The sequence below is a fragment of the Pseudomonas sp. Ors-4-3C genome (assembly GCF_055755035.1).
Window position 1 is genome coordinate 5,727,703 of the sequence record NZ_CM146900.1, and the last position, 22,219, is coordinate 5,749,921.

A 22,219-nucleotide genomic window follows, 5' to 3' on the forward strand; every position below is an offset into this window, starting at 1 on the left:
GCCCTTTCAGCGCACATTGCTAGCGCTGGTCTAGGGGAAACCAATAATGAAAAACCCTTACGCTCTCGGCTTCTGGTGCGCCCTGGTAGCGCTGGTGCTGCTGTCGGCCACCTATTTCTACGGCATCATGCTGGCCCATCAGATCGATAAGGCCATGGTCTTCCTCGACAGCGCCACGGCGTTGATCGCGGTGATGGCAATCGTCGTCGTGGCGTGGGCCTCGGTCCAGGTGCAGCGGGTCAAGAAAAGACAGCTTGAACAAGGCAAGACCCTGGTGCTGATCTGGGACACCAAAGTCGCTCTGCGTCGGGTCGAAACCGTATTCGATCGCTACTTCTGGGGCAGTTACTGGCAACCTGGACGTACTTTCGCCGAAGTCATGGGCGAGCTCACCGGCACCCCGCTGGAAAAAAGCCTCGAAGCCCTGAAAAAGCAGTGTCTGGAACTCGACAAGCAGATTGCCGATGAAGGCTGGCACTGGCTCAACAATGCCCGCGAACTGTCGGATGTCGCCACGGCCATGGCCCGGGAGCGTTATCAACTGGATTTCTGCGACCCGCGCGCCGAGGGACCGGGCGCAGCGGTGATCGATCGGGATTTCGAAGTGCTGGTGTATACGTGGACGGCGCGGTTGAAGAGCTTTGATCATCAACTCGATGAGATCGAGGTTCAGTATTCCTGATCTTCTGCGAATCCAGTGGCCCTATCGCGAGCAGGCTCACTCCTACAGGGGAACGCATTCCAATTGTAGGAGTGAGCCTGCTCGCGATAGCGCCTTAAAAAACACTGCAACTCTCCCTGCCTGTCAGCTGTCCACACTCCCCATAGACACTCTTTAACCTTTAAACATTGGGCCGCCTCGCGCTGCCAGTGCTAATCTCCACCGCTAATTTCAGCGGAGTCGAGCCGCGACCCGGTCACGGGTTCAGGGAAGACGACCACATTTTCAGCCACGGACATTGATCAGGTCATTCATGAATAAATCAGCAGGCGTGCTTCTCGGGATTGTTGTAGCCATCGGTGCCATCAGCGCCGGCGGGGCCTGGTACACCGGAACCAAGATCGAAGGCGTGCTGAACAACGCCGTCACCAACGCCAACAAAGAGCTGCAGACCGCGATGGCCGGCTCCAATGGCACCGCATCGCTGGAGCTGGTGTCGCTGGAGCGTCACACCTTCACCAGCACCGCGCACTACCGCCTCAAGGGCGAGGGCGAGATGTTCGGTGACAAGCCGGTCGAGCTGCTGTTCGTCGACCATATCGAACACGGCCCGCTGCCGTTCTCGCGTCTGGTATCGCTGAAGTGGCTGCCGGTCATGGCCACCAGCAATTACGAGCTGGAAAAGAGCCCGGCCACCGAAAAATGGTTTGCTGCTACCAAAGGCGCCGCGCCGCTCAAGGGCGTGACCAACATCGGCTACGACGAATCCACTACCAGCAGCCTCGAGTTGCTGCCACTGGAAACCGCGCTGGACGAGCAATCGAGCCTGAAATTCTCCGGCCTGACCATGAACATCTCCGCCAGTGCCCAGGCGCAGAAGGTCAAGGCTGACGGTTACATGGACAACCTGAAACTGGTCACCGTGGCGCAAGACCAGGCGCCGGTGCAGGTCGAACTCAACGGTCTGACCCTGGCCAGCAACCTGACCAAGAGCAGCTACGGCTACTACACCGGGGAAAACACCCTGGAGCTGACCAGCAGCAAAACCACTTTCGGTGCCAAACAGTCGGTGCTGGGCGTGAAGAACTTCGAAATGAAGAACCTCACCGAAGAGAATGGCAGCAACGCCTCCGGCCGTGCGGATTACCAGATCGGTGAAGTGTCGCTGAACGACAAAAAGATCGGTTCGGCGCAACTGGCCATGAGCCTGAAGAACCTCGACATCCCGTCGACCCTGTCGTTGATGCAGATCTATCAGACCAAACTGCAGCCTTACGAGAAGGCTGCCGCTGAAGCCGCTGCCGCTGGCCTGCCAGCTCCGGAGCTGAATCTGACCGAGGCGGAAAACGCGCAAGTCAAATCCGATCTGCAAAAACTGCTGGCCGCCGGCCCGCAACTGGCGCTGGAAAACCTGTCGCTGAAAACCGCCAACGGTGAAAGCCGCGCCAATCTGGTAATCGACCTGACCAAACCGGCCTCGATGGACATGCCGCCGGACCAACTGGTCAAACAGTTGATCGCACTGCTCGACCTCAATGTGCAGGTGTCCAAGCCGATGCTGGTCGATCTGCTCAGCGTGCAGGCGCAAGTCGATGGCCAGACCGATGCCAAAGCCATTGTCGATCAGGCCAGCGCCGGCGCCGACATGTTTGCCGGCATGGCAGTCGGTTCGCAGTTGGCGACTCTCGACGGCACCAATGTGGTGACCAAACTGCACTACGCCGCCAACCAGGTGGAGTTCAACGGCCAGAAGATGACCGTGGAACAGTTCGTCGGCTTCCTGATGAGCAAATTCGCCGGGGTTCAGATCCAGTAACACCCGCGCGTTCCAAAAGCGACGCCCGGCCTCTGCGCAATGCAGACGCCGGGCGTTTTGCTGTCTGGCATCAGGCTTTGCTCAGGTTGGGGGCAGACGCTGCGTCACGAATCTGAACAATTATTGTGTTCTGAATATTGGTCTACGCTTGCATGCAAGACTGCCTGACTAAGCTTGGCCGAGTGCTCTCGACTCGGCCGCCGTTACTAATGGGCAAGGGGGGCATTGCGACCCGGCTGGCCATGTAAGGATGCTGACGAATGCCGCGTATTGATGTGCCTGTTCTACATCGTGGTTTACGCCCGTTGTTTCGTGTCGCGCTGTGCAGCCAGTTGCTCTGGCCGGCACTGGCGTATGCCGATACGCCCTATGATCAGATGGTGCGTGATGCCCGTGCCGGGCAGACTACGCCCGCGCTGAATGTGCTGCGTCAGGTGCCGCCCGGGCAATCGACCACCGGGCAGATCAGCGATCACCTGCAGATCGCCAGTTGGGCCGGTCTTGATGCCGAAGTGGTGCAGGTCTATGAGACCCAGGGTCGCGACCGTGCGCTGCCGGTGCAGGCACTGACCGCCACGGCCCGTGCCTATCGCAACCTCAAGCGTTGGGATCAGGCAATCCAGGTCTACAACAAAGCCCTGGCGCTGGAGCCGAGCAACGCTGATCTGCAACTGGGGCTGGCGCTGACCCAGGCCGACTCGGGCAAACCCGACGAAGCCGTGACCCGCGCCAAGGCTCTGGTCGCCGCCAAACCCGATGATCCCTCGCGTCGCCTCGCACTGGGCTATGCCCTGACCCGCGCCGGCAAGCAATACGATGCCCTGTTTGAATATGATCAGGCGTTCATCCGCGCCGGCAGCAAACCTGACGTTGCCCGTGAGTATGTGGTGGCCCTGCAAAAGGCGCGTCTGCCGGAGCCGGCACTGCGTCTGGCCAACCAGCGTCCGGGCCTGATCGACCCGGTAACCCTGCGCCGCCTCGAAGGCGACCTGGCCGCCGAGCGTGTGCGCCTCGCCGAGTTCGCCACTCGCAGCGAAAAAGAGCGCTACGTCATCGCCGACCGCGCGCTGGCCGACTACGACAAGCTGCTCGCCACCTGGACCCCCGACGCCAGTGCCCACGACGACGTGGTTCGCTGGCGCATCGACCGCATGGGCGCCCTCAAGGCGCGGACGCGAACCGCTGAAGTCATCACTGAATATCAGAAGCTGCAAGCCGAAGGCGTGAAGGTCCCGACCTACGCCTTGCGTTGGGTCGCGGCGTCGTATCTGGATCAGCGCCAGCCGGAAATCGCCACCGATCTGTACCGTCAGGTGCTGGCGGCACCTGACGCCGATCCGGGGGATCGTCTGGAAGACACCACCGCCCTGTATTACTCGCTGCTGGAAAGTGATCACCCCGAGGAGGCCCGCAAGGTTGCGGATGATCTGGCAAAGTCAGAGAAGCCACGGGTCGAACTCAAGGGTCTGCCGATCGGCAACCCCAACGACGAGTGGATGGATGCTCAGCAATTGGCCGCGCAGGCCGGGACGTACGGCGCCGACCTGCCTCACGGCGAGGAAGGCCTGCAGACCCTCGTCGACCAGGCGCCGGGCAACGTCGGCTTGCGCGTGGCCCAGGCGGATCTGTATCTGGCCCGTGACTGGCCGCGCCGCGCCGAGAGTCAGCTCAAGGAAGTCGAGAGCATGGTGCCGCGCGACATGAGCCTGGAACTCGCTCAGGCGCGCACCGCCATGACCCTGCAGGAATGGCGGCAAATGGATGCGCTGACCGACGACCTCGTCGAGCGTTTCCCTGACAATCGCCAGGTGCAGCGCGCCGAGCGTGAGCGTGAAGTGCATGACATGTCCGAACTGCGCGTCGAAGCCTACGGCGGCAAGGCCAATGGCGGCGGCAGCAGCGGCGCCGGGGCGGTCAGCGGCAGCCGTGATTTCGGCATCCAGAGCACGCTGTACAGCCCGCCGATCGATGAAGACTGGCGGGTATTCGTCGGCGCCGGTTATGCCACTGGTGATTTTGCCGAAGGCACCGGTACCGACCGCTTCCAGCGCGTGGGTCTGGAGCGGCGTACCCGCGATATGACCCTGGAAGCCGAAGTCTCCAACCACGACTACGGCTATGGCGACAAGCAAGGCGCGCGCGTGGCGATTGCTCGCGACATCAACGACAACTGGCAGTACGGCGGCAGCTTCTCCTATCTGTCGGCCGAGACGCCGTTGCGTGCGTTGAACAGCGATATCAAGGCCAACGGCGGCAACGCGTTCATCCGCTGGCGCGCCAACGAAAGCCGCGAGTGGAAACTCTCCGTCAGCCCATCGCACTTCAGCGACGGCAACAACCGCGTCGAAGCCTTGCTCACCGGGCGCGAGGGCGTCTACAGCACGCCGCACGTGCAGGTCGACGCCGGTCTGGAAGTCGGCACCAGCCACAACTCCAACTCCGAAGACGTGCCGTACTTCAACCCGAAGGCGGACTTCAGTGTGATGCCCACGGTCAACGTCAATCACGTGCTGTACCACCGCTACGAAACCTCCTGGAGCCAGCAGTTCCAGGCCGGTGCGGGCACCTACAGCCAGCGTGATTACGGTACTGGCGGCATGGCGATGCTCGGTTATGGCCAACGTTATGCCTGGAACGACGTGTTCGAGGTGGGCGGCTTGTTCAGTGTGATCAACCGGCCCTACGACGGCGATCGGGAAACCGATCTGCGTCTGCTCGTCGACCTCACTTTCCGCTTCTAGAAGAGTTTGAAGATGCCTTTGATTTCGCGTTTCATCCTTCTGCTGGGAGTGCTGCTGGTCAGCGCCTGTGCCCAGCAAGCCCCGGCCTTCGCGCCGCCGTCGGAACGACCGCTGGCGGCCAGCGAAAAACCGTGGCCGAAAAATCACGTGCTGGGCATTGCTTATCACGACATCGAAGACCGCGATCCGGATCAGGCGGTGGTGGCAGTACGCACCGAGCGCATGATCGAACAGTTGGCCTGGCTGCGCGAGAACGGCTACAAGCCGGTAACCGTCGATCAGATCATGGCGGCGCGCAAGGGCGGCCCGGAACTGCCGGCCAAAGCGATTCTGCTCAGTTTCGACGACGGTTATTCAAGCTTCTATACTCGCGTGCTGCCGGTGCTGCGCGCCTACAACTGGCACGCCTTGCTGGCGCCGGTCGGCACCTGGATCGATACACCCTCGAACCAACGGGTGGATTTCGCTGGCGATATGCGTCCGCGTTCCGAGTTTCTGACCTGGGACCAGGTGCGGGAAATCTCGCAATCGGGGCTGGTGGAAATCGCCGCTCACACCGACGCGAGCCACAAGGGCATCCTCGCCAATCCGCAGGGCAACCTGCAGCCGGCGGCCGCGACCCGGCGTTATGATCCGGTGACCAAGCGCTATGAATCGGAAGATGATTTCCGCGCACGGATTCGCAACGACGTGGTGACCATTTCGGAAAAAATCCGCAAGGTCACCGGCAAGAAGCCGCGCGTCTGGGTCTGGCCGTACGGGACGGCGGATGGCACTTCGCTGACGGTCATTGGCGAAGAAGGCTATGAATTGGCTCTGACGCTCGACGACGGCCTCGACGCTCTCGACAACCTGATGAGCAGCCCGCGCTTCCTCGTTGCCTCCGATCCTGACGGCGAGCATTTCGCCAACAGCATCGTCGGCGTGCAATCGGACTTCACCATGCGCGTGGTGCACGTGGATCTGGACAACGTTTACGACCCTGATCCGGCGCAGCAGGAAATCAACCTCGGCAAACTGATCCAGCGCATGGCCGACATGGGCGCCAACACCGTGTTCCTGCAAGCTTTCGCCGATCCGAAAGGCGATGGTCTGGTGCACTCGCTGTATTTCCCCAACCGTCACTTGCCGGTGCGCGCCGATATCTTCGACCGTGTAGCCTGGCAACTGCGGACACGGGCCCACGTGAAAGTGTTCGCGTGGATGCCGGTGCTGAGTTTCGGCCTCGATTCGAAGCTGCCGCGCGTAACTCGCTGGGATCCGAAGACCGGCACCACTGCGGTGGATCCGGACCAGTACCAGCGTTTGTCGCCGTTCGATCCGCAAGTGCGGCGGATCATTGGCGAAATCTACGAAGACGTGGCGCGCCTGACTTCGGTCGACGGCATCCTTTACCACGACGACGCGGTGCTCTCGGACTTCGAAGATGCCAGTCCGCAAGCGCTGAAAGCTTATGCAGCACACGGTTTGCCGGGTTCGATTGCCGCGCTGCGCGCCGATCCGGAGGCGATGCAGCGCTGGACGCGCTTCAAGAGCCAATACCTGATCGACTTCACCAACGAGCTGACCGCCAAAGTCCGGGCTATCCGTGGCCCACAGGTGCTGACCGCGCGCAATATCTTCGCCGAACCGGTGCTCAATCCCGACAGCGAAGCCTGGTTCGCGCAGAACCTCGACGACTTCCTCGCGGCCTACGACTGGACGGCGCCGATGGCCATGCCGTTGATGGAAAAACAGACCCAGGCGCAATCCGGCCCGTGGCTCGAAGAACTGGTGGCAAAGATCAAGCAGCGCCCCGGTGCACTGGATCGCACGGTGTTCGAACTGCAGGCCCGCGACTGGACGAAAAAGGATCAGGCCGACATCGACGGTGTGCAACTGGCCGACTGGATGGGCCGGCTCAAGCGTCAGGGTGCGACCAGCTTCGGTTACTACCCGGACAACTTCCTCGACAACCTGCCGGACCTGAAAACCGTAAGGCCTGCGCTCTCCAACAAATGGAACCCATGACATGCTGGATAGACTGTTAGCCCTGCTTGTTCTGGCGCTCGTCCTCGGCGTGCCGCTGGGGTTGATCTTCCTGGTCACCGGGCAGTTCCTGATGGACTTCGTGTTCTTCTACCCGTTGTTCATGTCCGGGCTGTGGATTGCCGGCGGCCTGTATTTCTGGCTGCACTGGGAGCGCCATTGGCCATGGAAGGACGACACCCTGCCGCCGCCACTGGAAGGCGAGCCGCTGATCTCGATCCTGATTCCTTGCTACAACGAAGGTGAAAACGCCGCCGACACCATTCACGCGGCGCTGGCCCAGCATTACCCGAACATCGAAGTCATCGCGATCAACGACGGCTCCAAGGACAACACCGCCGAAGTGCTCGACCGGCTCGCTCAGGAAGACCCGCGGCTGCGGGTCCTGCATCTGGCGGAAAACCAGGGCAAGGCCGTGGCCCTGCGCATGGGCGCCATTGCTGCGCGCAGCGAATATCTGGTGTGCATCGACGGTGACGCGTTGCTTGCGCCGAACACCGCGGCCTATCTGGTGGCGCCGATGCTTGACAACGCGCGGCTGGGCGCGGTGACCGGCAACCCGCGAATCCGCACACGGTCGACGCTGGTCGGGCGGGTGCAGGTCGGCGAGTTCTCGTCGATCATCGGCCTGATCAAACGCACGCAACGGGTGTTCGGGCGGATCTTCACCGTGTCCGGGGTCATCGTCGCGTTCCGCCGTACGGCGCTGAACCGGGTCGGCTACTGGAGCCCAGACATGATCACCGAAGACATCGACATCAGCTGGAAGCTGCAACTCGATCACTGGAGCATCTTCTACGAACCGCGTGCGCTGTGCTGGATCCTCATGCCGGAGACCCTGCGCGGCCTGTGGAAGCAGCGCCTGCGCTGGGCGCAGGGTGGTGCCGAAGTGCTGTTCAAGAACATCCGCGGCATCTGGCAGTACCGCCATCGTTATCTGTGGCCACTGCTGTTTGAATACTGCCTGTCGACCGGTTGGGCGTTCACCTTCCTGCTGTCGGTGATTTTCTGGGCGATCGGCAAGTTCGTGGTCATGCCCGACGCCATCGCCGTACACCACCTGATGCCGCCGGCGTTCACCGGACTGTTGCTGGCGTTCGTCTGTCTGGTGCAGTTCGCGGTCAGTATCGTTATCGACCGGCGCTACGAACCGGGGCTGGGCCGAACCATGTTCTGGGTGGTGTGGTATCCGCTGGTGTTCTGGTTCATCAGCCTGCTGACCACGCTCGTCAGTTTTCCCAAAGTGCTGTTCGGCCAACATCAGAAGCGTGCGCGTTGGGTCAGTCCTGACCGGGGTATCAAACCGGCCGGAGACGACGAAGAGGAGGTCATCAAATGAAAATCATCCGGACCCGCCAGCGGCCATTTCTGGTGGTGGTCGATGTGATCCTCACCGTGCTGGCCTGGGTTGGCCTGCTGTACCTGCTGATACGCGGGTTGTGGCCATTGATCGAGACGCACGCCGGCGGGCCGCGGATCGACAGTTCGGCGTTCGAGGCCCTGGGTACGTTGGAGATTTACCTGTGGGTGGCGCTGGTCAATGCGGTCATTCTGATTGGCTGGGCGCGTTATCAGCAGCGCAAAAGCCGAAGCTTCGCGCAGCGTCGATTACCGGCACCGGTTGTCGATGACGAAGGCCTGAGCAAGAGCTTCAAGATCTGCGATGACCGCTTGCAGCAGCTGCGCACCCCCGGGGTGATCACCATTCATAACGACCAGGAGGGCGATGTCAGCCGTGTCGTGCTGAACTTCAGGCCAGTCGAGGCCACGGAACTGCCACCGCCGCTGGCGCCGCTGGAGCATCCGCGGGTGATCTTTCTGCACTCGGAAGACGATGACAATCGCGGGCCAACGGCTCACTGAACGGCTCACGAACCTCGGCAGGAGCTGTATTCACCCGCGAATCAGCTCCCACGCTTCTTCCATCTGCAGCGGTTGCTTCATGCGTTCGGCGAGCATGGCCATCTCCCGCTCTTTCTCGCACGCCACGGCGGCCACGACGACGCCGTTTCTGCCGAACAGGCCAAGGAACGGTGGCTGTTCCGGCTCACCGATGAACTCCACTTCATCCCAATGTTCGGCGTGGCCCAGGTAGTCGTAGTTCTTGCCAAAGTGCCAGGTCCAGAAAAACGGTACGTCCAGATAATGCTCGTCAGCGCCGAGCATGTTGGCGGCGGCGATGCGCGCGTGTTGCTGGGCCAGGCGCCAGTGTTCGATGCGTTGTGGCTGGCCGTTCAAGGGAAAGGTCGCGATGTCGCCAATCGCCCACAGGCCTTCAGCGACGCGCATGCCGGCATCGACCCGCAATGACTGATCCTTTTCCCTGGGCAGCGAGGCGAAGGCCTCGGTGGCCGGACGTACGCCGATCCCTGCCAGCACCAGATCCGCCTTCACCCGCAGGCCGTTATCCAGCAGCACTGCCTCCACCTTGCCTTCACCAACGATTTCCCGCGCTTGATGCTCAGCGATGAACTTCACCCCGTTTTTTTCGTGAAGTGCACGGATCGCTTTGCCCACGGCTTCGCCGAACTGCGCGGCGAACGGTACCTGGTGCCGCGCCAGCACGGTCACTTCGAGGCCGTGCTGGCGCAACGCCGAAGCGCATTCGAGGGCGATAAAGCTGTCACCGATGATGACCGCGCGTTGCTCCGCCTTGGCTGCGCTCATGATCTGCCCGGCTTGCGCCTTCGAGCGCAGGACAAAGACTTGCGGCAGATCGGCGCCGGGCAGCTCCAGTGAATTGGGCACAGCACCGGTGGCCAGCACGGCCGCGTCGTAACGCAGGGATTGGCCCTCGCGCAGGTGCAGGATTTTGCCGTCGACATCGATTGACCGGACTTCGTCCTGAAGGCGTTCGATGCGTTGTTCACGGTAAAAAACGTCATCACGCAGCGGCGGGGTTTCGCTGACTTGCATCTCTGCGGCGAGGACGAATTTGCTCAGCACCGTACGGTCATAGCCGGCCTCGGGTTCATGGTCGATCATCACGACGCGGCCACCAAAGCCCTTTTCCCGCAGCGCCGCCGCACACGCCGTGCCTGCTGCTCCGGCACCGACGATCACAAAGGTGCGCGCATCATCGGCCGGTGGAACATGCGGATCGAATATCGGCTGATCATCCACCCAGACTTCATCACCACGCATTTCCAGCGGATAACGCTTGAGGCTGTCCAGCGCCGGCGGTTCGCACAGTGCACCGTCTTCGGCGCGGAACGCGGCTTTGTGCCACGGGCAGATCAGACGACCATGGCACAGCGCTCCGTCAGCCAATGGCGCGCCGGCGTGTGGGCATTCGCCCTGAAATGCACGTAATTGGCCGGCGACACGCAACAAAACCAGCTTGCAGTCGCCGATCTGCACCGGCAGGCCACGGTCTTCAGGGACATCGGCGAAACGGGCGACACGGTGCAGGCTCATGTTCGTGCTCCTGGCAGGTATTTCTCTTACGAGTTTGCGGCGCAGTGCGAGGTTCAGCCAATTGCTACTGCCACGGCACGAACGGTACGGCTATAGTTTGCAGGCCGACGAAGGCCCAACTGCACAAGGTGCTCCCGGAATGACCCGATTGACCTCTCTCAACCCTTGGCTGGCGGCCGTCGCCGTCGCCCTTTGCGTGCAGTTTCCGGCGCAGGCGGCCGAGCGCTTTACCCTCGACATCCCCGGTGTCTCGGACAACCGCCTGTTCACCTCGGCTGCCGCGAGCGATGCGGCAGGCTGTGGCGGCAAGAACCAGTCGCCAGCGCTGGCCTGGAATGCGGGCCCTGCCGGTACCCTGAGCTACGCGATCGTCATGCACGATCCGGACGGCCAGAAAGGCCTGGGCGTCGATCACTGGATTCACTACGGCATCAAGGCCACCACCCGGCAGATCCCGGCCGGCGTCGGCGCCAAATCCAGTCTTGAAGGCGTGGGCGGTACCAACACCAAAGGCACCACCCACTACATCGGGCCTTGCCCTCCGGTCGGCGACAGCGCCCACCACTACATCATTCAGATCTACGCCCTCGATCTGGCCCCGGACGCCTTGCCCGCCGGCCTGACCCGCGCCGAGCTGATGGACAAAATCAAAGGCCACGTACTGCGTAACAGCAGCGTGGTGCGGCGTTATCACCGCTGAAAAAATTTTCAGCGGCGTTTAACCCGATCTGAAAGGGCTGGCTGCCTCAGTGGATGAAGGATCACGTTCATCCACTGAGGCGGGCAGCCCCGTGTTTCGTTGCCTGCCTTTACCGCGACGCCTGTGCCGCGAACAAATCCGCTGCTAGCGAGCGGATGAATCTCCAGCCATTTGGCATTGCCCGGCAAAAACGCGCACTATCGGGCCATGGCTGAAGCGCTGGAGAACAAAGTGGCACCAAAAATCGACCGCATCGCCCAACTCCTCAACTGCCCGCAGAAGGGCGAGGAGATGCGGCGAGCGATTACCGAGGCTCGCAAGGAGTTTCTGCTGAACCAGTCGGAAGAAGACGTCGTGGAAGAGGACGAGGTTTTTGAGGAGGTTGGGGAAGATCAGGAAGACGAAGACGACGATTACGACGAGTTTGACTGGACGACGGAGTGACGGATAACCATGGAACTCCCACCCCAAAGTACTGAGCGCTGAGGGTGGTCGGACAGCGATGCTAGAAAAACCACGATCGATTTTCTTGGGGCTACCCAAGAAACTGCCCAAGAAACCACCTCAGAAACTACCCAAGAAAGCTACCTGACCCGACTCAAGTACGAGGCTCGAACCGTCAAGTTTTACTTGATGGTTGCCCATTTTGGAGCATCTGGCCGGGTATCGTTCGAGAGTTAGAACATCAGCGTGTCAGACAGCAACAGGCAGGTACGTCATCTTTAGCGGTATCAACCGCTTGGTCTCCGAATCGGTCTGGCCGTAATGCTCAATCAATGCGCGTACGAGGTTGTCCAATGTCCAAAGCGTTAGCGGCACATTAGCCCGCTCAGCTTCGTAGTAGGCGTCCTTACTGAAACCGCCGGTACTCACATAAAGTCCGCGATCATCCTTGTGCCGTCCACCAAGGAAGCTGCGGATTTGCTGACTACCCATCTGCTCTTTGCGGTGCTTAACCTCCACGATGATTCGTGGATTCTCAAAGCCGAATCCATCCGGTGACGCGATGATGTCCTTACCGCGATCAGGACCAGCCGGAGAGACCTGCGTCTTGTAACCCATTGCTCGCAAAATACCGGCAACAAGATGCTGCATATCGTCCCACGGCAGGGCGCTGATCAGATCCTTGATACGTTCAAGCGCCAGACTTTCCATGCCAGCCAGAGGGTCGCTATCCGGATATTCTTCTTCGACAGGCGGTAGCGCCGGAGGCTTGTTGCCAGCTGCCATCGCTTTTAGCTCTTGCAACGCGAAGTCTGGAACGACGAACACTGTGAGCGTGGAGCCGAGGCTGTTTTTGCTCGCGGAGGTAAGGCTGTCGCGATCTACTTCTTGATCAATCCACTGCACCGGACGCGTCAGGGACATACCGATGTCAGCCAAATCAGGGTTATGTTTGAAATCACCGGTGATCTTGCCAACGAGATAGGTGCGGTTGGCGGGAGAGTAGGTGACGACCCAGTCGCCGGGCTGAATTTCATTGATGAAGCGCCAAACCTGCGATGCACCTGATATGGCTGTGCCGGGTTTGATGTTGGGCTCAATGTCTTGATAGAGGCGAGTGACTTCCTTGCGCGACATGCCGGGCTTCGCCAACGGTGCGAGCTTTGACCATCCGATTGCGACCACACCGCGCTCACGGAAATCATCGTACAGGCGACCAGACTCGCCACGGATCATCCACATTTTGGTCATATCACCTCCTTGGTTTTTGAGTTTCGTATGCGATTGCTAGTTTTCCCGACCGATCTCGTAGCGCATCGCAAGAATCGCAGAGTAAGGTAATTGCTTCAGTCATGAGCGGCAATGTCGAAGATTTCGTCGATGACGTTTAGTGCGTCGACTGGGGCAGTTGTCAACTCTAAGTTGACAACTGCCCCATCTGTTTAAGCCTTGCGTAATCATTTGCCAGGAAAAGTTGCGCCCACAAAAAAGCCCCGGACCATCACAGTCCGGGGTTTTCTCGTTTCAATTCATGGCGCACCAGGCGGGATTCGAACCCACGACCCCTGCCTTCGGAGTCCTAAAAGTCGACGTTTAGAATCAATACGTTAGCGGGGATTCGGCGGGAAATCAACGGGTTGTGATAGCTGGGTTTAGCGGGTTGTCGCCCCGGTTAGCAGAGCGAGTGTGGCAAATTTGTGGCATCACTCGCAGCAAATCCCTGCTACATAATTGCATCACGCTTGTCCACCAAACTGCATTGCCGCCACCCAGCCAATTGCATTCGCACTGACCACCGCATGCATCTGCCTTGGCCAATAGACGCCGAGCACGTTACTGGCTGTGACCAGCCTGGTACGGTCAATCGAGAACGATAATGCTTACGCCACAAGTGGTTCTTAGATGGCTACAAAAGCAGGGGATTCAGTCAAATAGAGTTATTTGTGGCTCGCCATGCCATTTGCTGTGGCGTTAAAAGGGCCACGGCATGTATCTTTCCGCGCACTACAGCCTCTCAGCACTTAGCGAGGCGCTGAGCGCGAATCTCGCTGGACATGCCCTGCTAAAACGGCGTGCCTAGCCATTAGGGAATGACCAGATGAACCCCATCGAACAACAATTTTTCACTGAGCTCGAAAAGAAGCTCTGGACGGCCGCTGATAAGCTGCGTTCTTCCTTGGATGCATCGGTTTATAAGCACGTGGTGCTTGGCCTGATTTTTCTCAAGTACGTATCCGACGCCTTCGAGGAACGCCAGCGCGAGCTGCGCGCGCAACTCACCAACCCTGCCGACGATTACTTCATGGACCCGGCGGATTACGGCGACCTTGGCAGCGAAGAGTACGAAGAGAATGTCGCCGCCGAGTTGGAGGTGCGCGACTACTACACCGAGCGAAACGTTTTCTGGGTGCCGATTGAGGCGCGCTGGCAAACCCTGCGTGAGTTAGCGCAACTACCACCCGGCGAACCTTTGCCCTGGAACGCGCCGGGTAAAGACACGGCAGAAAAGATGCGCACCGTCGGCTGGCTGATCGACAACGCCATGGAAGCCATCGAGCGCGAGAACGTCAAACTCAAGAACGTGCTCAACAAGGAGTTTTCCCGCACCCAGCTCGACAGCCACAAGTTGGCCGACCTGATCGCCCACTTCTCCGATACCAACTTCAGCCAGCCTAGCTACAACGGCCAGCCGCTGAATCTAAAGAGCAAAGACATCCTCGGCCACGTCTACGAGTACTTCCTTGGCCAGTTTGCCCTGGCGGAGGGCAAAAAAGGCGGCCAGTACTACACGCCCAAGAGCATCGTCACGCTGATCGTCGAGATGCTGCAGCCTTTCAAGGGGCGGGTGTATGACCCGGCCATGGGTTCGGGCGGTTTCTTTGTGCAAAGCGAGGAGTTTATCGCCGAGCACGGCGGCAAAGTGGTTAACGGTAAGACCGGCCAAATCAGTGTTTATGGTCAGGAAAGCAACCCTACTACCTGGAAGCTGGCAGCCATGAACATGGCCATCCGCGGGCTGGACTTTAACTTTGGAGGTCAGCCTGGCGACACCCTGCAAAACGACCTGCATCCCGATCTGCGCGCCGACTACGTGATGGCCAACCCGCCCTTCAATATGAAGGAGTGGTGGAACGCCAAACTGGAGCAAGACCCCCGCTGGCTGGTTGGCACGCCCCCGCAAGGCAACGCCAACTTCGCCTGGCTGCAGCACATGCTCTACCACTTGGCCCCCACCGGCAGTATGGCGCTGCTGCTGGCTAATGGCTCGATGAGCAGTAACACCAACAACGAAGGCGAAATCCGCAAGCAGCTGATCGAGCAAGACTATGTGGAATGCATGGTCGCACTGCCCGGCCAGTTGTTCACCAACACGCAGATTCCTGCCTGTATCTGGTTCCTCACCAAAGACAAGGCCAACGGCTTTAACCTGGACAAAAAGAAGCGCGACCGGCGCGGCGAGTTCCTGTTTATCGACGCGCGCCAGCTTGGCTATATGAAAGACCGCGTGTTGCGCGACTTCACCCAGGACGACATTCAGAAAGTGGCCGACACCTTCCATGCCTGGCAGCACGGCGAGGATTACGAAGACGTCCCGGGCTTCTGCTCCTCAACTTCGCTTGACAACATTCGCAAGCACCAGCATGTGCTAACGCCGGGGCGCTATGTAGGTGCCGAGGAGCAGGAAGATGACGGTGAAGCCTTTGCCGACAAGATGACGCGGCTGACGGCGCAGTTGGCAGAGCAGTTTGCAGAAAGTGCAAAACTGGAGAAGGAAATCAAGAAGAACTTGGCGGGGTTGGGTTATGAGTTTTAAGTCCCGCTTTGACCTTGTGCCTCTTGGATCCCTGGCAAGGTTTATAAATGGAGACCGAGGAGAGAACTACCCAAAACCAACCGACTACGTTTCGGACGGAATTCCGTTCCTTAGTGCGACGGATGTCGGTGAGGGAAAGATTGCTTGGCAAGAAGCCAAAAAAATTCCCCCCGCGTCCTATTCGAAACTTCGTAGCGGGCATGTTCAGCGCGGAGACATTCTTTTTTGTCTGCGAGGCTCACTTGGGAAGCTCGGGTATGTAGGGGATGATTCAAAGGGTGCTATTGCTTCCTCACTTGTGATCCTCAGAGCGAGCGATGAAGGAATGGCACGGTATCTGCGATTTGTGCTTGGTTGTCCTGAGGCACAAAACGTAATCAAATCGCTAGACAATGGATCTGTTCAGGGAAATATTTCGGCAGCGGCTTTGAAAGGTTTGTTGGTTCCGAACCCACCTGAAAATCTCAGAGTATTTATCACCGCGAATCTTGAATCAGTAGACGGACAGATAAACCTTAACCGCTGCATCAACCAAACCCTCGAAGCCATAGCTCAGTCCATCTTCAGATCGTGGTTTGTCGATTTCGACCCGGTCAAAGCCAAGATCGCAGCCCTTGCCGAGGGCCGCGACCCGCTGCGCGCCGCGATAAGCTCCATCAGCGGAAAACCTGATGCCGAACTCGATGCGCTGCCACCTGAGCAATACAAACAACTCGCTGCCACCGCTGCGCTGTTTCCGGATGAGATGGTAGAGTCGGAGTTGGGTGGGGTTCCCAAGGGCTGGAGCTACAAAACACTGGCACAGCTCACGGACAAGATTGGCAGCGGTTCAACACCGCGAGGCGGCAAAGAAGTTTACCTCGAAGAGGGCGTGGCGCTCATTCGCAGTCAAAACGTCTTCGACGGCTTTTTTGTCTGGGAGGGCTTGGCCCGCATTTCGGACGAAGCCGCCACCCAGCTTAATGGTGTCACGGTTCAAGAAGACGATGTTCTGCTCAACATCACTGGTGCGTCAATTCTGCGTACCTGTGTTGTCGAGCCTGATGCACTTCCGGCTCGAGTGAGTCAGCACGTAGCAATAATCCGGGCCAAGGCTGGCGTACCGCCGCGTTTTATTCACATGCACCTACTGCGACCAGATATCAAGAGCTATTTGCTCGGCCTGAATGCAGGCGCGTCGCGCGAGGCTATCACTAAGGCGCACATCGAGTCCTTAACTTTGCTGACCCCAGACCCCGTGCTGCTGGCAGCATTTCAAGTCGCGGCTGCCCCTCTCTTTCGGCAGGTGCAACGCCTCGCTCAACAGATGCGTGTGCTCGGTGAATTGCGTAACACTCTTCTCCCGAAGCTGCTCTCGGGCGAGTTGTCTGTCGAAGCACTAGCCGAACAAGCAGGGACCGCTTGATGGATATAAAGAAGCTCCGCGAAAACAAGCTTATCGTGGACAAAGTCGAGGAGGCCTTGCAGGCGGCTTATTCATCGAATCAGCAATTCAATACGGTGCTCGATGAGGCTGAGCCTCTGTCATTTAAAAGTTTGCGCGATCCGGAACACGAGTACCTGATCAAGGTGAGCGATGCCTTGTACTGGGTAGAGCGCGACGCCTACCTGGATGAGTTGGATCACTGGGAAGGCCAGTGTCAGGTCAATCAACATGAAGCGGCGACGGCCTTTATCAAGGGCTCAGACCAGCAAGCCGTCTTCCTTGACCTGGTGGATGCCATTCGGTTTGGGCGAATCGCGCCGTTTGTCGGTGCGGGGCTCTCCAAGCCCTGCGGTTATCCGATGTGGGGCGAGGCGTTGCGCAAGATCGCACAAAAGCTAGGTGGTCTGGATGTGCAGGACATCGAGCCGCTGATGGCGCTATACGACTACCTGCAAGCCGCGCAAGTGCTGCACGAAACGGACGCAGAAATTGTGCGGCATTTCATCAAGACCGAGTTTCGCCAGCGCGGGGCGATCACCGGGCCGGTTACACTGCTAGCTGATCTCGCCAACGGCTGTATCGTCACCACCAATTTCGATACGGTCATCGAGGACCTGTTTCGAGAAAAGACCCAGCCATTGGATGGCTATATGCACGGCATGCAGGCGGGCAATAACTTCGTGCAGCGGCTGTTGCGCGGTGAGCGGTGCATTCTGAAGCTGCACGGGGATGCCGGGCAGGCCAACACCCATGTATTCACCCAAGCGCAATACCAGGAGGCCTACGGCGGAGCCGCAGGCGAGCCGTTCGCGTTCCAAAAACAGTTGCCTCGGGCGCTGCGGCAAATCTTTATCAGCCACTCACTGCTGTTCTTGGGCTGTAGCCTGGAGCAGGACAAGACGCTCGATCTCTTCAAATCAGTGGTCGATGAAGCGGCATTTGAAATCCCGGATCACTTTGCCCTGCTCAATGAACCCGCCACACAGCAAGAACGGGCCCGTAAGGAAGCCCGGCTGTTGCAGCTGAGGATTCGACCGCTCTGGTATACGACGCCCCACGATGCTGAGGGTAAGCCGGATCACAGCCTGCTGGAACAAATTCTCAGACTGGCTATCGCTGTAGCGCGTAGACAGGTGGTATTTGGATGAGCCGCTCACCAGGACAGATCGACTTATGGCTTTGCAGCATCTTTAAGCCTCATAACTTGAAAAACGCCGGACTCCAGTCGCTATGCGGGGTACATCCCAGCATGGGCATAGCCGCCATTTCATCGCAAATCAGCCTTGGTCGCCGAATATCCATTAAATCATTGATTTGCATGGGTTTTCTTATCTCATCACAAACCAGGGCGTTTGCCAGGTAGCCCAGGAAGGCATAAGGGTTTCACATGTTGAACGAACAGCAACTCGAAGAACTGTGCCTGAGCTGGTTCCAGCAGGTTGGCTGGCAATTTGCCCACGGCCCGGATATAGCGCCGGATAGCAGCGCCCCAGAGCGTACCTACTACCGCCAGGTGGTTCTGCGAGAGCGCCTGTTGACCGCACTGGCACGGATTAATCCGCAGATTCCGGCTGCCGCCCTTGAGCAGGCCGTGCATGCGCTGCAAACGGTGAGCGAGCCGCAGATGGTGGTGCGCAACCGCAGCGTCCACCGCTTGTTGCTCAGCGGTGTGGCGGTGGAGTTTGAAGTCGGCGAGCAGAAGAAGCAGGACTGGGTGTATTTCATCGACTTTGCCCAGCCCAGCAACAACAACTTTCTGGTGGTGAACCAATTCACCATCACCGGCACGAGGCAACCACGCCGGCCCGACTTGATCGCCTTCGTCAACGGCTTGCCGTTGGCCGTGGTGGAGCTGAAGAACCCCGCCAACGAACAAACAGACGTCTGGGACGCCTTTAACCAGCTGCAGACATACAAGGACGAGATCAGCGACCTGTTCAACAGCAACGCCGCCTTGGTGGTGAGTGATGGCTGGACAGCGCGGGTCGGTTCGCTGACGGCTAACGCCGAACGTATGTTGCCCTGGCGCACCATCCTGAACGAAGACGACCGTCCGCGCCTGCAGATGGAGCTGGAGACGGTGGTGCGTGGCTTCTTCAAGCCCGAGTTGTTTCTTGATTACGTGCGGCACTTCGTGTTGTTCGAGCAGGATGGCGACAGCATCGTCAAAAAGATTGCCGGCTATCACCAGTTTCATGCGGTTCGCGAGGCCGTGCGCGCCACGGTGATTGCGTCCCAAAGTGCGGATAAAGGTGTGCTTGCGGTCCACGAAGAGCGTGCGACCTATGCCAAAGAGGTGCAGCCTGGCTCACGCAAAGCAGGCGTGGTGTGGCACACGCAGGGATCGGGCAAAAGCATCACCATGGCGTGCTACGCGGGTAAGCTGTTGCAGCAACCCGAGATGAAGAACCCCACGTTAGTCGTCGTGACCGACCGCAATGACCTGGATGGCCAGTTATACGCCACCTTCTGCGCCGCCAGTGACCTGCTCAAGACCACCCCTCTGCAAGCCGGTGACCGCGATGAGCTGCGCGAGATGCTGGCTTCACGCGAGGCGGGCGGCATCATCTTCACCACGGTGCAAAAATTCGCGCTGCAGGAAGAGGAAGAGAAGCATCCGTTGCTCTCTGATCGCACCAATATCGTGGTGATATCCGATGAGGCCCACCGCAGCCAGTATGGCACCAAAGGCCGGTTGGACACCAAGACAGGCAAGTACGTGTTCGGCTATGCCAAACATCTGCACGACGCATTGAAGAACGCCACCTTCCTTGGTTTTACAGGCACGCCAATTGCCTTGGAAGACCGTGATACCCGCGAAGTGTTTGGTGAATACGTCAGCATCTATGACATCCAGGATGCCGTGGATGATGGCGCAACAGTGCCGATTTTCTACGAAAGCCGTTTGGCCAAGCTGGATGTGAACCAAGCCGAAATCGACACGCTCAATGAGCAGGTTGAAGAGGTTGTAGAAGACGAAGAAGACATCGTCAGCCGAGAAAAAACCAAAGGCGAGTGGGCCGCGCTGGAAAAGCTTGTGGGTTCAGAGCCTCGCCTGCAGCAAGTGGCGCGTGACCTGATCGAACACTTTGAGGCGCGCGTATCTGTGGCAGACGGCAAGGCCATGATCGTGTGCATGAGTCGCGATATATGCGCCCATCTCTACAACGCCATCGTAAGCTTGCGTCCTGACTGGCACAGCGATGACCCCGAGCTAGGGGCTATCAAGATCGTGATGACAGGATCGGCTGCCGACAAGACCCTGTTGCAGCCGCACCTTTACAGCAAGCAGGTGAAGAAACGTCTGGAAACTCGCTTCAAAGACGTGAAAGACCCGCTGAAGCTGGTGATTGTGCGCGACATGTGGCTGACAGGCTTTGACGCGCCGTGTTGCCACACCATGTACATCGACAAACCCATGAAAGGCCACAACCTGATGCAGGCCATTGCCCGCGTCAACCGGGTATTTAAGAACAAGCCTGGCGGCCTGGTGGTTGATTATATCGGCATCGCCAACGAGCTGAAAGCGGCGCTGAAGACCTATACCGATGCCAAAGGTAAGGGTGACCCCACTCACAACTCTGCTGAAGCATTAGCTGTGTTGTTAGAGAAGATGGATATCGTGCGAGGAATGATGCACGGTTTCGACTACAGCGCATTTGAGACCCGGCCACTCGAACTACTGGTGCCCGTTGCCAACCATATTCTGGGCCTGAAGGACGGAAAAACACGCTTCCTCGACACCATTCTGGCAGTGACTAAGGCCTTTTCGTTGTGTGGCACGTTGGATGAAGCCGCGCCACTGCGTAAGGAGATAGCCTTCTTCTCGGCCATCAAGGCGGCCATTACCAAGTTCACCACTGTCGATAAGAAGCGAAGCGATGCCGAGAAGAACAGCGCGCTCAAGCAGATTCTGGACAATGCCATCATCTCAGATGGGGTGGACGATATTTTTACGCTGGCCGGGTTGGATAAGCCCAACATCGGCCTGCTCTCGGATGAGTTCCTGGAGGACGTGCGGCAGATGGAAAGCCGCAACCTTGCCGTGGAGCTGCTGGAAAAACTGTTGCGTGACGAAGTTAAGGCGCGCGCGCGCAACAACGTAGTGCAGGAGAAGAAGTACGGCGACCGCTTGCTGGAGACATTACGCATGTATCACAACCGAGCGATCGAGACGGCGCAGGTCATCGAAGAACTGATCCAGATGGCCAAGGAATTCAAGGCCGCGCTGGCGCGAGAAGCTTCGCTGGGCTTGGGCCACGATGAAATAGCCTTCTACGATGCGTTGGCTAACAACGAAAGCGCGGTGCGCGAGCTGGGTGATGAGACGCTCAAGAAAATCGCCATGGAGCTTACCGAGAAGCTGCGCGCCAGTACGACAATCGATTGGCAGGTTCGTGAGAGCGTACGGGCGAAGCTGCGCATTTTGGTGCGTCGCTGTTTGCAGCGGTGGAAGTACCCGCCAGACGAGCAATCAGATGCAGTGGAGTTGGTGCTGAAGCAGGCAGAGTCTCTGTCGAATGAATGGTCTCTGTAAGCCCGCAGCAATCACGTAGCCAGTCGCACTAGGCAGTCAGCTTCGGTTGACTGCTTTTTCGCAGTTTGGCCAACGGTGCGAGTTTGACCATCCAATGGCAGCGGCACCCCGTTCGCGGAAGTCGTCGTATAGACGACCAGACTCGCCACGGATCATCCAAATTTTGCCATATCACTTCCTTTGTTCTCAGTCGTACCAGTGCATACATGATTTGGCGTTGATCGCCATATTGAATGCGTTGAGGAAAACGCAGGATAAGATAGGTGTTTCAGGCATGGACAGCAATTGCCGAATCACAGCCACAAAAAAGCCCCGGACCATCATAGTCCGGGGCTTTCTGGTTTCAATTCATGGCGCACCAGGCGGGATTCGAACCCACGACCCCTGCCTTCGGAGGGCAGTACTCTATCCAGCTGAGCTACTGGTGCAGCGGGCGACATCATACCTAGGTCGGCTCGGGGCGTCCATGCCGGGTTTGGGCGGGTTTTGTCAGTGCGCGTGTCGGTGCGCAGACGCTGCATTCCTTAAAGCTGTAACGTCCTGCAAAACCCTCGCTTGGCGCTTTTTCCCGGCTGATCTATGGTTTGGCTGCGGCCGGGGGTTTTTGCTCGTTGATCTGAAAAAACCAGCAAACG

The 22,219-nt window shown here is 58.8% G+C and carries 14 protein-coding genes and 1 tRNA gene; 12 read left to right on the plus strand and 3 right to left on the minus strand.

What is annotated here, in order from left to right; all coding sequences use genetic code 11:
• The first annotated feature begins 46 nt into the window (after positions 1-46).
• The 6 genes from ACVHNU_RS25930 (at position 47) to pgaD (ending at position 9,109) form a co-directional block, all read left to right on the plus strand.
• Positions 47-682, plus strand: a complete 636-nt coding sequence (locus ACVHNU_RS25930) for a hypothetical protein (protein WP_003220482.1) — start codon at positions 47-49, stop codon at positions 680-682.
• A 292-nt stretch (positions 683-974) separates the two neighbouring features.
• Complete coding sequence (locus ACVHNU_RS25935; protein ID WP_473018557.1) at positions 975-2,477, plus strand: YdgA family protein; 1,503 nt, start codon at positions 975-977, stop codon at positions 2,475-2,477.
• A 260-nt stretch (positions 2,478-2,737) separates the two neighbouring features.
• The gene (pgaA, locus tag ACVHNU_RS25940; RefSeq protein ID WP_473018558.1) at positions 2,738-5,218 is read left to right on the plus strand and encodes a poly-beta-1,6 N-acetyl-D-glucosamine export porin PgaA; all 2,481 of its coding nucleotides are present in this window, start codon (positions 2,738-2,740) and stop codon (positions 5,216-5,218) included.
• A gap of 12 nt (positions 5,219-5,230) precedes the next feature.
• Positions 5,231-7,228 (plus strand): poly-beta-1,6-N-acetyl-D-glucosamine N-deacetylase PgaB, encoded by a 1,998-nt coding sequence (pgaB, locus tag ACVHNU_RS25945; RefSeq protein ID WP_473018559.1) that lies wholly within the window; start codon positions 5,231-5,233, stop codon positions 7,226-7,228.
• Position 7,229: 1 nt separating this feature from the next.
• Positions 7,230-8,585 carry a poly-beta-1,6-N-acetyl-D-glucosamine synthase gene (pgaC, locus tag ACVHNU_RS25950; RefSeq protein WP_400496522.1) on the plus strand — a complete coding sequence of 452 codons (1,356 nt, stop codon included), beginning with the start codon at positions 7,230-7,232 and terminating at the stop codon, positions 8,583-8,585.
• Positions 8,582-9,109 (plus strand): poly-beta-1,6-N-acetyl-D-glucosamine biosynthesis protein PgaD, encoded by a 528-nt coding sequence (pgaD, locus tag ACVHNU_RS25955; RefSeq protein ID WP_003220491.1) that lies wholly within the window; start codon positions 8,582-8,584, stop codon positions 9,107-9,109. Before pgaC ends, pgaD begins: the two co-directional genes overlap by 4 nt.
• A gap of 30 nt (positions 9,110-9,139) precedes the next feature.
• Here pgaD and ACVHNU_RS25960 read toward each other — a convergent pair whose 3' ends face one another.
• Positions 9,140-10,663, minus strand: a complete 1,524-nt coding sequence (locus ACVHNU_RS25960; RefSeq protein WP_473018560.1) for an FAD-dependent oxidoreductase — start codon at positions 10,661-10,663, stop codon at positions 9,140-9,142.
• 139 nt (positions 10,664-10,802) lie between these two features.
• Between ACVHNU_RS25960 and ACVHNU_RS25965 the strand changes: the two genes are divergently transcribed.
• Complete coding sequence (locus ACVHNU_RS25965) at positions 10,803-11,363, plus strand: YbhB/YbcL family Raf kinase inhibitor-like protein (RefSeq protein ID WP_473018561.1); 561 nt, start codon at positions 10,803-10,805, stop codon at positions 11,361-11,363.
• Positions 11,364-11,570: 207 nt separating this feature from the next.
• On the plus strand, positions 11,571-11,807 hold the full coding sequence (locus tag ACVHNU_RS25970) for a hypothetical protein (protein WP_003220499.1): 237 nt from the start codon (positions 11,571-11,573) through the stop codon (positions 11,805-11,807).
• Positions 11,808-12,056: 249 nt separating this feature from the next.
• Here ACVHNU_RS25970 and ACVHNU_RS25975 read toward each other — a convergent pair whose 3' ends face one another.
• Entirely contained in the window at positions 12,057-13,058 is a 1,002-nt protein-coding gene (locus ACVHNU_RS25975; protein WP_473018562.1) for a restriction endonuclease, read from the minus strand.
• An 847-nt stretch (positions 13,059-13,905) separates the two neighbouring features.
• Between ACVHNU_RS25975 and ACVHNU_RS25980 the strand changes: the two genes are divergently transcribed.
• From ACVHNU_RS25980 to ACVHNU_RS25995, 4 genes are all read left to right on the plus strand, one after another.
• Entirely contained in the window at positions 13,906-15,621 is a 1,716-nt protein-coding gene (locus ACVHNU_RS25980) for a class I SAM-dependent DNA methyltransferase (protein WP_473018563.1), read from the plus strand.
• Complete coding sequence (locus ACVHNU_RS25985) at positions 15,611-17,026, plus strand: restriction endonuclease subunit S domain-containing protein (protein WP_473018564.1); 1,416 nt, start codon at positions 15,611-15,613, stop codon at positions 17,024-17,026. Before ACVHNU_RS25980 ends, ACVHNU_RS25985 begins: the two co-directional genes overlap by 11 nt.
• Positions 17,026-18,195 carry an SIR2 family protein gene (locus tag ACVHNU_RS25990; protein WP_473018565.1) on the plus strand — a complete coding sequence of 390 codons (1,170 nt, stop codon included), beginning with the start codon at positions 17,026-17,028 and terminating at the stop codon, positions 18,193-18,195. The genes ACVHNU_RS25985 and ACVHNU_RS25990 overlap by 1 nt, the downstream gene beginning before the upstream one ends.
• 242 nt (positions 18,196-18,437) lie before the next feature.
• A complete protein-coding gene (locus ACVHNU_RS25995; RefSeq protein ID WP_473020101.1) occupies positions 18,438-21,584 on the plus strand; it encodes a type I restriction endonuclease subunit R in 3,147 nt (1,048 codons plus the stop codon).
• Between the two features lie 351 nt (positions 21,585-21,935).
• Here the strand turns inward: ACVHNU_RS25995 and ACVHNU_RS26000 are convergent.
• Positions 21,936-22,012: transfer RNA gene (locus ACVHNU_RS26000), tRNA-Arg, on the minus strand.
• Positions 22,013-22,219 lie beyond the last annotated feature (207 nt).